The organism is Klebsiella sp. WP3-W18-ESBL-02, from assembly GCF_014168815.1.
In the GTDB taxonomy this organism is placed as follows: domain Bacteria; phylum Pseudomonadota; class Gammaproteobacteria; order Enterobacterales; family Enterobacteriaceae; genus Kluyvera; species Kluyvera ascorbata_B.
Genome location: NZ_AP021972.1, coordinates 1086166 through 1099434, shown reverse-complemented (window position 1 = coordinate 1099434; position 13269 = coordinate 1086166). Strand labels below are relative to the sequence as shown.

The 13269-nt window shown below is 55.1% G+C and carries 11 protein-coding genes; 4 read left to right on the top strand and 7 right to left on the bottom strand.

What is annotated here, in order from left to right:
* Positions 1-14: 14 nt before the first annotated feature.
* From cysC to cysD, 3 genes are read right to left on the bottom strand one after another with little or no spacing between them, the layout of a single operon-like run.
* Complete coding sequence (cysC, locus tag H7R56_RS05295) at positions 15-620, bottom strand: adenylyl-sulfate kinase (protein ID WP_106926062.1); 606 nt, start codon at positions 618-620, stop codon at positions 15-17.
* Positions 620-2047 carry a sulfate adenylyltransferase subunit CysN gene (gene cysN / locus H7R56_RS05290; protein WP_106926059.1) on the bottom strand — a complete coding sequence of 476 codons (1428 nt, stop codon included), beginning with the start codon at positions 2045-2047 and terminating at the stop codon, positions 620-622. The genes cysC and cysN overlap by 1 nt, the downstream gene beginning before the upstream one ends.
* Before the next feature lie 9 nt (positions 2048-2056).
* The gene (cysD, locus tag H7R56_RS05285; RefSeq protein ID WP_106926057.1) at positions 2057-2965 is read right to left on the bottom strand and encodes a sulfate adenylyltransferase subunit CysD; all 909 of its coding nucleotides are present in this window, start codon (positions 2963-2965) and stop codon (positions 2057-2059) included.
* A 312-nt stretch (positions 2966-3277) separates the two neighbouring features.
* Between cysD and H7R56_RS05280 the strand changes: the two genes are divergently transcribed.
* Positions 3278-4324, top strand: a complete 1047-nt coding sequence (locus H7R56_RS05280; protein WP_106926055.1) for an aminopeptidase — start codon at positions 3278-3280, stop codon at positions 4322-4324.
* Between the two features lie 63 nt (positions 4325-4387).
* Here H7R56_RS05280 and cysH read toward each other — a convergent pair whose 3' ends face one another.
* The 3 genes from cysH to cysJ form a co-directional block, all read right to left on the bottom strand.
* Positions 4388-5122: a phosphoadenosine phosphosulfate reductase gene (cysH, locus tag H7R56_RS05275; protein WP_106926053.1), complete on the bottom strand. Its 735-nt coding sequence runs from the start codon at positions 5120-5122 to the stop codon at positions 4388-4390.
* Positions 5123-5223: 101 nt separating this feature from the next.
* Positions 5224-6936: an assimilatory sulfite reductase (NADPH) hemoprotein subunit gene (gene cysI / locus H7R56_RS05270; RefSeq protein ID WP_106926051.1), complete on the bottom strand. Its 1713-nt coding sequence runs from the start codon at positions 6934-6936 to the stop codon at positions 5224-5226.
* The gene (cysJ, locus tag H7R56_RS05265; protein ID WP_106926049.1) at positions 6936-8738 is read right to left on the bottom strand and encodes an NADPH-dependent assimilatory sulfite reductase flavoprotein subunit; all 1803 of its coding nucleotides are present in this window, start codon (positions 8736-8738) and stop codon (positions 6936-6938) included. The genes cysI and cysJ overlap by 1 nt, the downstream gene beginning before the upstream one ends.
* A gap of 306 nt (positions 8739-9044) precedes the next feature.
* On the opposite strand from cysJ, the gene queD reads away from it, so the two are divergent.
* Both queD and agp read left to right on the top strand, forming a co-directional pair.
* Positions 9045-9410 (top strand): 6-carboxytetrahydropterin synthase QueD, encoded by a 366-nt coding sequence (gene queD / locus H7R56_RS05260; protein ID WP_181357981.1) that lies wholly within the window; start codon positions 9045-9047, stop codon positions 9408-9410.
* A 165-nt stretch (positions 9411-9575) separates the two neighbouring features.
* A complete protein-coding gene (gene agp / locus H7R56_RS05255; RefSeq protein WP_106926047.1) occupies positions 9576-10817 on the top strand; it encodes a bifunctional glucose-1-phosphatase/inositol phosphatase in 1242 nt (413 codons plus the stop codon).
* 137 nt (positions 10818-10954) lie between these two features.
* On the opposite strand, the gene queE is transcribed toward agp, so the two are convergent.
* Complete coding sequence (queE, locus tag H7R56_RS05250; RefSeq protein WP_106926045.1) at positions 10955-11626, bottom strand: 7-carboxy-7-deazaguanine synthase QueE; 672 nt, start codon at positions 11624-11626, stop codon at positions 10955-10957.
* A 528-nt stretch (positions 11627-12154) separates the two neighbouring features.
* On the opposite strand from queE, the gene H7R56_RS05245 reads away from it, so the two are divergent.
* Positions 12155-13264: an SDR family oxidoreductase gene (locus H7R56_RS05245; RefSeq protein ID WP_106926043.1), complete on the top strand. Its 1110-nt coding sequence runs from the start codon at positions 12155-12157 to the stop codon at positions 13262-13264.
* The last annotated feature ends 5 nt before the right edge of the window (positions 13265-13269 follow it).

The window sequence follows — 13269 nt, the reverse complement described above, 5'->3', positions numbered from 1 at the left end:
ACGCCGACACGTTTTCAGGATCTGATAATATCGCTCTGCCTCAGTAGATCTAATAATTGAGCCACCAAATTTGTTACTAATTGTTCACCGTCGAGATGGATTGCTGGTCGCTCGGGAGATTCATATGATGAATCAATCCCGGTAAAATTACGCAGCTCGCCGGCGCGCGCTTTTTTGTACAACCCTTTTGGGTCGCGCGCTTCGCAAATGGCCAGCGGCGTATCAACGAACACTTCAAAAAAGCGTCCTTCGCCGACGCGTTCACGCACCATCTGACGCTCAGCGCGGTGTGGCGAGATAAAGGCCGTTAATACCACCAGCCCGGCATCCACCATCAGCTTTGCCACTTCGCCAACGCGACGGATGTTCTCTTTACGAGAGTCATCAGTAAAGCCCAGATCGTTGCACAAGCCGTGACGTACGTTATCGCCGTCCAGCAAATAGGTGCTGACGCCCAGCTCGTGCAATGCCTCTTCCAGCGCTCCGGCTACGGTTGATTTGCCCGATCCCGACAGACCGGTAAACCACAGCACAACGCCACGGTGACCGTGGAGTTGTTCGCGCTGCTGGGCGGTGACGGGATGCGCGTGCCAGACCACGTTCTCGTCGTGTGCCGCCATTATTTGCCTCCCAGCAAATCGCGCGCGCCCCAGTGCGGGAAGTGCTTACGCACCAGCGCATTCAGCTCCAGCTCAAAGGCACTGTAGTCAGTATTGACCACCGCCTGCTGGGTATTGGGCTCGCGAACCATACCGGCACCCACGGTAACGTTGCTTAACCGATCGATAAAGATAAGCCCGCCGGTCACCGGGTTTTCCTGGTATTTATCCAGCACCAACGGCTCGTCAAAGGTCAGATCCACCAGACCTATCCCGTTCAGCGGCAGCGCTTCCACTTCACGCTGGGTCAGGTTGTTGATGTCCACCTGGTACTGAATGCCGTCGACACGTGCGCGCGTCTTCTTGCCGGCAACCTTAATGTCATAGCTCTGCCCCGCCGCAAGCGGCTGTTCGGCCATCCACACCACATCAACGCTGGCGCGCTGTACCGACGGCAGCGCGTCCTTTGCGTCAAGCAGCAGGTCACCGCGGCTGATGTCGATTTCATCTTTCAGCACCAGCGTAATGGCTTCACCGGCGGCCGCTTCCTGCAGGTCACCGTCGAAGGTGACGATACGCGCAACGGTTGACTCAACGCCTGACGGCAGCACCTTGATGCGCTGGCCGACCTTCACGGTGCCGGAAGCCAGCGTGCCGGAGAAGCCGCGGAAGTCCAGGTTCGGGCGGTTAACATACTGTACGGGGAAACGCATCGGCTGGCTGTCGACCGTGCGGCGAATCGCTACAGTTTCCAGTACTTCCAGCAGCGTCGGGCCGCTGTACCACGGCAGCTTTTCGCTGCTGTTGGCCACGTTATCGCCTTCCAGCGCGGAGAGAGGCACAAAGCGAATATCCAGATTGCCCGGCAGCTGCTCAGCAAAGGTCAAATATTCTTCGCGAATGCGGTTAAAGGTCTCTTCGCTATAGTCGACGAGATCCATTTTGTTGACTGCCACGACCAGGTGTTTGATACCCAGCAGCGTTGAAATAAAGCTGTGACGACGAGTCTGATCGAGCACACCTTTACGCGCGTCAATCAGCAGGATCGCCAGGTCGCAGGTGGATGCACCGGTGGCCATATTTCGGGTGTACTGCTCGTGCCCCGGGGTGTCGGCGATGATGAATTTGCGCTTCTCAGTCGAAAAATAGCGGTAGGCCACGTCAATGGTGATGCCTTGCTCACGCTCGGCCTGCAGGCCATCCACCAGCAGCGCCAGATCAAGCTTCTCGCCCTGGGTACCGTGGCGTTTGCTGTCATTGTGCAGCGAGGACAGCTGGTCTTCGTAAATCTGGCGCGTGTCGTGCAGCAGGCGGCCAATCAGCGTACTTTTACCGTCATCCACGCTGCCGCAGGTCAGAAAGCGCAGCAGGCTTTTATGCTGCTGAGCGTGCAGGTATGCTTCCACGCCGCCTTCGTCGGCAATTTGTTGTGCAATAGTGGTGTTCATGGCGGCTCCTTAGAAATAACCCTGACGTTTTTTAAGCTCCATGGAGCCGGCCTGGTCGCGGTCAATCACGCGCCCCTGGCGTTCACTGGTGGTTGAGACCAGCATCTCTTCGATGATTTCCGGCAGCGACTGCGCGTCGGACTCTACCGCGCCGGTCAGCGGCCAGCATCCCAGGGTACGGAAACGCACCATGCGTTTTTTGATCACTTCGCCTGGCTGCAAATCAATCCTATCGTCGTCGATCATCATCAGCATGCCGTCACGCTCCAGCACCGGACGCTCGGCGGCCAGGTACAGCGGAACAATCTCGATGTTTTCCAGATAGATATACTGCCAGATATCCAGCTCGGTCCAGTTAGAGAGCGGGAACACGCGAATGCTTTCACCTTTGTTGATCTGGCCGTTGTAGTTGTGCCACAGCTCCGGGCGCTGATTTTTCGGGTCCCAGCGGTGGAAGCGGTCGCGGAAGGAGTAAATGCGCTCTTTAGCGCGCGACTTTTCTTCATCGCGACGCGCGCCGCCGAATGCGGCATCAAAGCCGTATTTATTCAGCGCCTGCTTAAGGCCTTCGGTTTTCATAATGTCAGTATGCTTGGCGCTACCGTGGACGAACGGGTTAATGCCCATCGCCACCCCTTCCGGGTTTTTATGCACCAGCAGCTCGCAGCCGTAGGCCTTGGCGGTACGATCGCGAAACTCGTACATTTCACGGAATTTCCAGCCGGTATCGACGTGCAGCAGCGGGAACGGCAGCGTACCGGGGTAAAACGCCTTGCGCGCCAGATGCAGCATCACGCTGGAATCTTTACCGATGGAGTACATCATCACCGGATTGGAAAATTCGGCGGCCACCTCACGGATGATATGGATGCTTTCCGCCTCCAGTTGCCGCAGGTGAGTAAGTCGTTTTTGGTCCATAACCGTTCCTTAAGCCTGATTCATTGCACGTCTGTTGTGTTGAGGGCCGATCTTGTCGTTGGCGCTTATTGGGTCGTGCTACAACTCGCTAACAATCAGCAATAGAGGGACTATAGGGGTAGGTTTAGACCAAATGAAATTACGAAAAGGAATGAGTAGTTACTCAAAGGAATAACGCCCTGGAAAAGCAAATATCAAAAAGTGCTTAACATGCTATTTTTCGGGCATTTAAGCGTATTGGAAATTGTGTAATGAAAACCTTGGTTTCATACTAGGCGCGTCTATTTTTTTGCACTGTTGTAAGGACGTCCTATGTTCTCCGCACTGCGCCACTGCATGGCAGCCCTGGTGCTCGGCGTATGTCTTACCCTCCCGGCGCACGCGGCATCCGCTTCGCTGGGCGCTATCGCCAATACGCAGGCTCGCTATATCGCCACTTATTTTCCCGGCCGCATTACCGGCACACCGGCGGAAATGCTCTCCGCAGACTACATTCGCCAGCAGTTTGCGCAAATGGGCTACCAGAGCGATATCCGCACGTTTCACAGCCGCTATATCTACACCAGCAAAGATAACCGTAAGAACTGGCATAACGTGGTCGGCAGCACCGTCATTGCCGCGCATGAAGGTCAATCCAGTCAGCAAATTATCATCATGGCACATCTGGATACCTACGCCCCGCGCAGCGACAGCGACGTTGAGCAGAATTTTGGCGGCCTGACGCTACAGGGCATTGATGATAACGCGCTGGGCCTGGGCGTGATGCTGGAGCTGGCTGAGCGCTTTAAAGATATTCCCACCCAGTACGGTATTCGTTTTATTGCCACCAGCGGCGAAGAGGAAGGCAAACTCGGCGCAGAGAATTTACTTAAACGCATGAGCAGCGCGGAGAAGAAAAATACTCTGCTGGTCATTAACCTCGATAACCTCGTCGTTGGCGATAAACTCTATTTTAACAGCGGCGTAAAAACGCCTGCCTCGGTGCGCAAACTCACCCGCGATCGCGCGCTGACGCTGGCCCGCAGCCACGGTATTGCCGCCGCGACGAATCCGGGCCTTAATCCTCAGTATCCGCAGGGCACCGGCTGCTGTAACGACGCAGAAGTGTTTGATAAAGCAGGTATTCCTGTCCTGTCTATTGAGGCGACTAACTGGTCGCTCGGCAAAAAAGACGGTTACCAGCAGCGCGCCAAAAGCGCCAGCTTCCCGGACGGCACCAGCTGGCATAATGCGCAGCTCGATAACCAGCAGCATATTGATAAAGCGCTACCGGGGCGCATTGAGCACCGCAGCCGCGATGTGGTGAAAGTGATGATGCCGCTGATGAAAGAGCTGGCGAAGGCGGGAAAGCACAGCTAACCCGTCTCCCTTAAAAAAGCCCCCGGTACGGAGCCGGGGGCGTGAAATGTGCAGAAAAAGACCTTAGCCTTCGTGCAGCCCGCACTCGCGCTTGAGCCCAAAGAATCGCGTCTCTTCTTCCGCCATCCCCGGTTCCCACTTACGGGTGGTATGCGTATCGCCCACCGACAGATAGCCCTGATCCCACAGCGGATGGTATTTCAGGCCGTGCTTTTGCAGGTACTGATACACCGTGCGGTTATCCCAGTCGATGATCGGCAGCACCTTAAAGACCCCGCGCTGAATCGCCAGCACCGGTAGCGTGGCGCGGCTACCGGACTGTTCGCGGCGCAGACCGGCAAACCAGGTTTGCGCGTTGAGCTCTTTCAGCGCCCGGTTCATCGGCTCAACCTTGTTGATGTCATTGTATTTCTCAATGCCTTCGACGCCCTGCTCCCACAGCTTACCGTAGCGTGCTTCCTGCCAGGCCGCGCTCTCTTTCGCGCGATAAACCTGCAGATTCAGCTTGAGTTTGTCCGTTAACTCATCAATAAACTGGTAGGTTTCCGGGAACAGGTAGCCGGTATCGGTCAGGATCACCGGGATATCCGGGCGAATCTGATTCACCAGATGCAGGCTTACTGCGGCCTGAATACCGAAGCTTGATGACAGCACATATTCACCTGGCAGGTTTTCCAGCGCCCACGCCACGCGTTCCTCGGCGCTCAGCTTTTCCAGTTCGGCGTTGGTTTCAGCCAGCGCCAGCACGCGATCGACTTTTGGCAGGTCGTTCAGCGCGTTGAGATCGAGTTTGGACATATGTTCCTCGCTGTTTGCCTTGCCTGATGGCGCTGCGCTTATCAGGCCTACGCGGTTGGTAGGCCGGATAAAGCATTTATGCCGCCATCCGGCAGTTCAGGTTATTCCCAGAAATCACGCGCGGGATCGAGCACCGGGCGAATGATGCCCGCACGCACCGTAAAGTCACCGAAGCCTTCACCCGCTTCGCGCTCTTTCGCCCAGCGCCCGACCAGTTCGTCAACGGCGTCGAGAATTTCCGATTCCGTAATATTTTCGCGATACATACGCGGGATGCGCGTGCCCATGCGGTTACCGCCCAGATGTACGTTGTAGCGGCCCGGTGCTTTACCCACCAGCCCCAGTTCCGCCAGCATCGCGCGGCCACAGCCGTTCGGGCAGCCGGTGACGCGCATCACGATATGCTCGTCAGGAATGCCATGCTTTTCCAGGATCGCTTCCACTTTGTCAGTGAATGACGGCAGGAAACGTTCGGCTTCGGCCATCGCCAGCGGACAGGTCGGGAACGACACGCAGGCCATCGAGTTTTCACGCTGCGGCTTCACTGCATTCATCAGCCCATGATCGCGCGCCAGCTTCTCTACCTTCGCTTTCTGGCTTTCCGGTACACCGGCAATAATCAGGTTCTGGTTAGCGGTAATGCGGAAATCGCCTTTGTGGATCTTCGCGATCTCCAGCAGCCCGGTTTTCAGCGGACGGCCCGGATAATCCAGAATACGACCGTTTTCAATAAACAGCGTCAGGTGCCAGTTATTGTCGATCCCTTTCACCCAACCAATGCGATCGCCACGACCGGTGAACTCGTACGGGCGGATCGGCTCAAACTTGATCCCCGCACGGCGCTCCACTTCCTCTTTGAACGTGTCGATACCAACGCGTTCAAGGGTGTATTTGGTTTTGGCATTTTTACGATCGGTACGGTTACCCCAGTCGCGCTGGGTCGTGACCACCGCTTCCGCCACCGCCAGGGTGTGCTCCAGCGGCAGGAAGCCGAATTCGCTCGCGGTACGGGCATAGGTTTTCTTGTTGCCGTGTTCGATTGAGAGACCGCCGCCGACCAGCAGGTTAAAACCGACCAGCTTGCCGTTTTCGGCAATCGCCACGAAGTTCATGTCGTTGGCGTGCAGATCGATATCGTTCTGCGGCGGGATCACCACCGTAGTTTTAAACTTACGCGGCAGATAAGTTGAACCGAGGATCGGCTCTTCGTCCGTCGTCGCGACTTTTTCCTGATCGAGCCAGATCTCTGCATAGGCGCGAGTACGCGGCAGCAGATGTTCGGAGATCTTTTTCGCCCACTCATAGGCTTGCGCGTGCAGCTCGGACTCATATGGGTTCGAGGTGCACAGCACGTTACGGTTCATGTCGTTGGCGGTCGCCAGTGCGTCCAGGCCAACGGAGTGCAGCATCTGGTGCACCGGCTTCACGTTCTTCTTCAGAATACCGTGGAACTGGAAGGTCTGACGGTTAGTCAGACGGATGCTGCCGTAAATGGTGTTATCCGCGGCAAATTTGTCGATGGCCTTCCACTGGGTTGGGGTGATCACCCCGCCCGGCAAACGGCAGCGCAGCAGCATGGCGTGACGCGGCTCCAGCTTCTGCTCGGCACGTTCGGCGCGGATATCGCGGTCGTCCTGCTGGTACATGCCGTGGAAACGGATCAGCAGGAAGTTATCGCCGTGGAAGCCGCCGGTCAGGCCGTCGTTCAGGTCTTCCGCGATGGTGCCACGCAGGAAATTACTTTCACGCTTCATGCGCTCGGCGTCAGTCAGTTTGCCTTCGACCACTAAAGGCCCTGGGTATTTTTCGCTCATTAGTAGACATCTCGCTGATAACGGCGCTCAATGCGCAGCTCACTTAAAAATTCATCCGCCGCTTCGATGTCCATTGCACCGAATTCAGCAATCACTTCCAGCAATGCCTGCTCAACGTCTTTCGCCATGCGATTAGCGTCGCCGCAGACATAAATGTGGGCACCGTCATTGATCCAGCGCCACAGCTCTGCGCCCTGTTCGCGCAGTTTGTCTTGGACGTAGATTTTTTCTTTTTGATCGCGAGACCAGGCCAGATCGATTCGGCTCAGCACGCCCTCTTTTACATAGCGCTGCCATTCCACCTGATACAGGAAATCTTCGGTGAAATGCGGGTTGCCGAAGAACAACCAGTTCTTGCCTTCGGCGCCATCGGCCGCACGCTGCTGCATAAAGGCGCGGAACGGGGCAATACCGGTGCCCGGGCCAATCATAATCACCGGCGTCTGCGGGTTTGCCGGCAGGCGGAAGTTATCGTTGTGTTCAATGAACACGCGAACTTCACCTTCTTCTTCCACGCGATCGGCGAGGAAGCTGGACGCGCCGCCTGCGCGGGCGCGCCCTTCAATGTCATAACGCACGACGCCGACGGTCACGTGCACTTCACTTTCGACTTCCGCCTGTGCCGAGGCGATGGAGTAAAGGCGCGGGGTCAGCGGACGCAGCAGGCCGATTAACGCTTCGGCGTCGAGCTGTGCCGGGGAGAAGCGCACCATATCGACGATTGGCGTGGTCGCCGCATATTGCTGAAGCTGGGCTTTATCACCGACCAGCGGCAGCAGCGATTCACTGCGCGTTAAGGTGGCATAGTTTTCCACGATATTGGCGGTGTTGACCGTCAGCTCAAAGTGCCACTGCAGGGCTTCCGCCAGCGGCAGCGTTTTGCCATTAACCGTGACCGGTTCATCGCCCTTCAGCCACAGCAGTTCAACCAGCTCTTTGACCAGCGAGGGATCGTTCTGATACCACACGCCCAGCGCGTCGCCCGGCTGATAGCGCAGGCCGGAGTCACCGAGATCGATTTCGATATGACGGACATCTTTTTGCGAATCACGGCCGGTGATTTTCTGGTTCACCGAGAGCGATGCCGATAGCGGCGCTTCTTTGGTGTACGGGCTGGAGTGAACCTCATTGACCGCACCGCTTGCCACGGCCGCGACGGAAGACGCTGCTGGCGCACGGGCTTTTAGCACCTCAACCAGACGCTCGCGCCACTGCGCAGCCGCGGTCTGGTATTCGACGTCGGCATCGACGCGATCGAGCAAACGCTCGCCGCCCAATTCAGCCAGCTTGCTGTCGAAGTCTTTCCCCGCCTGGCAGAAGAACTCATAAGAGGTATCGCCCAGACCCAGCACCGCAAAGGCGGTATCGGTCAGCTTCGGCGCTTTTTTCGAGAACAGGAACTTATGCAGCGCAACGGCCTCTTCCGGCGTTTCCCCTTCACCCTGCGTAGAGGTCACTATCACCAACAGCTTTTCTGACGCGATTTGTTTGAATTTATAATCCCCGGCGTTCACCAGGTTCACGTTCAGTTTGGCGGCCAGCAGATCGTCACGCAGCGCTTCGGCAACACGGCGCGCGTTGCCGGTTTGCGAGGCGGAAATCAGCGTGATGCTCGGGACTTCAGCGGCTACCGGCGCGGCTGTTGCGACCGCTGCGCCTGGCTGCTGGTTAAGCACGCCCCAAAAATAGCCGGAAACCCAGGCAAGCTGGGTCGGTGTTAAATCGGTAGTGGCGGCCTGTAAGCGCGCCAGCTGCTCCGGATTAAGCGGGAGCAAAGCTGAAGGGGGAGACTGTGTTGTCATGCGTCGTTATGTTCCAGTAGCAAAGCTGTTTCTAATCAGGAAAAACAAAACTGAATGTAAGGTTAACGACGACGATAATAACAATTAAAGAAGTGATAGAAATATCAAATAACCAAATGGACTAACCTGTTTTCCTGGTAGTTAATAGCGATAAAACAGATTTAATAACCAATTGATATAATTGAAAAATAATTATCACCATGACCAATATTTGCACGCATTGCCCGTTTAGCCGTTTTAGTTAATGCAGAAAAATGTGCATTCGGGTACTATGCGGCGTTTTTTTTTCCGCAAGACTGAGAGTTCATGATGTCCACCACACTGTTTAAAGATTTCACCTTCGAAGCCGCCCACCACCTGCCACATGTGCCAAAAGGGCATAAGTGCGGTCGCCTGCACGGCCATTCGTTTATGGTGCGTCTTGAGATTACCGGTGAAGTCGATCCCCATACTGGTTGGATCATGGATTTTGCCGAACTGAAAGCGGCGTTCAAACCGACCTACGATCGTCTGGATCACTACTATCTGAACGATATCCCTGGCCTGGAGAACCCGACCAGTGAAGTGCTGTCCCGCTGGATCTGGGAACAGGTTAAACCGGTTGTGCCGCTGCTGAGCGCGGTCATGGTTAAAGAAACCTGCACCGCTGGCTGCGTTTATCGCGGCGAGTAATTTCTCCCGCACGCGGGGAGCCGGTACACGACTCCCCCGCCTCGTTCACCATTTCCGCTATCGTCCTCATTTCACTGATTTTTCATTCTGCGGCCTGCCGCGCGGAAAAATTGCCCGCATCTGCCAGACTCATTAGGTTGGTAAATACATAATGAGGAAATAGGGATGAAGAAAACGTTTCTTGCGGTAGCGCTCTCTGCGCTGTGCATTGCCTCTGGCGCGAGCGCCGCGACAACGACCGAGGATGGGTATCAGCTTCAACAGGTGCTGGTGATGAGCCGTCACAACCTTCGTGCACCGCTTGCCACTAACGGCAGCGTGCTACAACAGTCGACGCCAAACGCGTGGCCTACGTGGGAAGTTCCTGGCGGCCAGCTCACCACCAAGGGCGGCATTCTGGAGGTGTATATGGGGCACTATATGCGCGAGTGGCTGGCGCAGCAGGGTCTGGTCACCAGCGGAGAATGCCCGCCGCCGAACAGCGTTTACGCCTATGCCAATAGCCTGCAACGTACCGTCGCCACCGCTCAGTTCTTTATCAACGGCGCCGTCCCCGGCTGCGATATTGTGGTCCACCATCAAGAAAAAATGGGCACAATGGACCCTACGTTTAACCCAGTGATCACCAATGATTCTGACGCCTTCCGCGAAAAAGCGGTGCAGGCGATGGAAAAAGAGCGCCAGGGTAAACATCTGGACGAAAGCTTTAAACTGCTGTCGCAAATCATTCGCTATCAGGACTCTCCGTCCTGCAAAGAAAAACAGCAGTGCTCTCTGAGCGAAGCAAAAGACAGCTTTAGCGCTAACTACCAAAAAGAGCCGAGCGTGAAAGGCCCGCTGGCGGTGGGTAACTCGCTCGTCGATGCGTTTACGCTGCAATATTACGAAGGTTTCCCGCTGGATCAGGTGGCATGGGGTGAAATTAAAACGGATAAGCAGTGGCAACTGCTGTCGCAGCTGAAAAACGGCTACCAGGATAGCCTGTTTACCTCAACGGAAGTGGCGCAGAACGTCGCAAAACCGCTGGTAAAATATATCGATAATGCGCTGGTGACCGAGGCGGCAAAAGCGCCAAAAGTGACCGTATTAGTCGGCCATGATTCCAACATTGCTTCGCTGTTAACCGCGCTCGATTTCGACGCCTACACGCTTCCTGGCCAATATGAGCGTACGCCCATTGGCGGAAAAATCGTTTTCCAGCGCTGGCATGACGCAAAAGAAAATCGGGACTTAATGAAAATTGAGTACGTTTATCAGAGCACCGAACAGTTGCGTAATGCCGATAAGCTGACGCTGGAAACACCGCCACAGCGCGTCACGCTGGCGTTGAAAGGCTGCCCGGTGGATGCCAACGGTTTCTGTCCGATGGACCGTTTCTCGAAGCTGATGAATGAGGCCGCCAGGTAATAATCAGCAGGCCTGCTAAGCGCAGCGCAATCAGGCACTACGGTGCAAATTGACCAGTGCCGGCGTCGCCTTATCCAGCCGACGAAAAAACCACGGGCGAGGCGGATTGCCCCTCGCCCTGGGTTAAGAACAGCGTCTTAGGCGATATTCAGATACTTATGCGTCTGCATCGATAAACGCCAGTTACGTGCGATACAGGTTTCAATGCACAGGCGCGTAGCGTCTTCTTTCTGGCTGATAGGCTGCAGGGCAATAATGCGGGGCTTATCGTCGGAGAGCGTCTCAAGCAGTTCGTCCAGCGCTTCGATGTCGCGCACGCGGCCTACCGGGTGCTTGATTTCATCGGCGCGGGCCAGCGCCTGCGACAGCACGTCGAAGCCGCCGCGCATATTCACTTTTGGTGAGACGGTAACCCAGGTACTGTGTGAACAGCGCACTTCATGCGTGCCGCTGGTTTCAATCTGGCAGCTGAAGCCATTCTGCTCGAGCATTGTGGTAAGCGGGGTCAGATCGTGAATACACGGTTCACCGCCGGTAATAACCACGTGGCGCGCCGTCCAGCCCTGGCGGCCAATAATCGCCAGCAGGTCTTCGCTACTTGCCGCGCCCCATTTATCGCTCTCTTTGGTTTTTGCCAGGATACTGAACAGAGAAACTTCCCGATCCTCGAGCTTCTCCCAGGTATGTTTAGTGTCACACCAGGCACAGCCTACCGGGCATCCCTGTAAACGAATAAAAATGGCGGGAACGCCAGTAAAATAACCTTCGCCCTGCAGGGTCTGGAACATCTCGTTAATCGGGTACTGCATCGTCAACTCTTCAATAGTGGTAAACCGTTATTATTGCATACTTCGCCCCAACGATCCCGCGCACTTCTTGCGCAACCGCGAGTACACGCCGCACGCCGCGCTTCTGATTAAAGATATCTTTTAAAACGACACGCCGCGAAAATGAATTAACTCCGTTGTCGAAACGTTGATTGTATTATTATTCAATTTAACCATACCAACCATTATAAAACTTAGCCTGCAAACATTTCGCCACTAAAACCGGATAATTCATTTATTTCACAAAGAAAAAATGCCACTTTTGATGTAACAAATAATGTTTTAATTTACAACTCAGAAATTAATAAAATTACAATAAAATCAACAATATATAATTATAATTAATTTTTATTTAATTTTTACAAAGCGCGACTTGTCGAATGTAATCCACATTAATGCCGAGTCTTAAAATAAGCTTAAGACACGCCATAAAGAGGCCATTCTTTATTTAATCACCGTTTACTTTTCTCATCCTAGAATCCGCAAACCAACCCTGATGAGACAGTACTCATGAATACATTATTAGTGACGGGCGTTACCGGTTTTTTGGGTGGAGCGGCGCTGGAAGCGATCCTCAATGGCAATAACCATCCTCAATTACTGCTTTTAGTACGTGCTGAAAACGGTGCAGAGGCTGTCGCACGGGTGAAAGCAAACCTGCGCAAGTTCAATCTCAGCGAGGAGCAGCTCGCGGGTTTAAGCGAACGCAATATCCTGCTGGGCGATTTAGCCACACCGGAAGGGTTTCTTAATGACCCACGTCTGGCGCAGGTTACCCACGTGCTGAACTGTGCCGCCGTAGCGTCATTCGGTAACAACCCGCTGATCTGGAAGGTCAACGTGGAAGGTACGCTGAAGTTTGCCCAGCGCATGGCACAGGTAGAAGGCCTGCAGCGTTTTCTCCACGTTGGCACAGCGATGTCCTGCTCGCCGGAACCAGACTCTCTGGTAGCCGAGAGCGCCGCATTTCGCGAGCGCGCGGAACACCTCGTCGAGTACACCCATTCTAAATCGACCATTGAACAGCTGATGCAACAACAGTGCCCTGCGCTGCCGTTAGTTATTGCTCGCCCCTCAATCGTGGTGGGTCATACTCACCACGGCTGCCAGCCGTCCAGCAGCATCTTCTGGGTGTTTAGCATGGGGCTGATGCTGCAAAAATTTATGTGTTCAATGGAAGACCGCATCGACGTGATTCCGGTGGACTATTGCGCCAGCGCGCTGCTGATGCTGCTTCATTCACCGCTCGCACAGGGGGAAGTGGTGCACATCTCCGCCGGGGAAGAGAACAGCGTTCGTTTTGCCGACATTGACAGTGCGATGGCGACAGCGCTGGAGCAGGCACCGGTTGGCGACCGCTATGCGCAGGTAAGCTATGAGACGCTGGTGAAAATGCGCCGCGAGCTTAAAGGCATCTTCGGGCCCTGTAACGAGCGGCTGATGTTGAAAGCCATGCGGCTGTACGGCGCGTTCGCCACGCTGAACGTGCGCTTCAGCAACGATAAGCTGCTGAGCATGGGCATGCCCAAACCCCCTCGTTTTACCGACTATATCGATCGCTGCGTGCAGACAACCCGCGGGCTATCGATCCCTCAGCAGATGGCGGTCGATTTCAAATAAAAAAA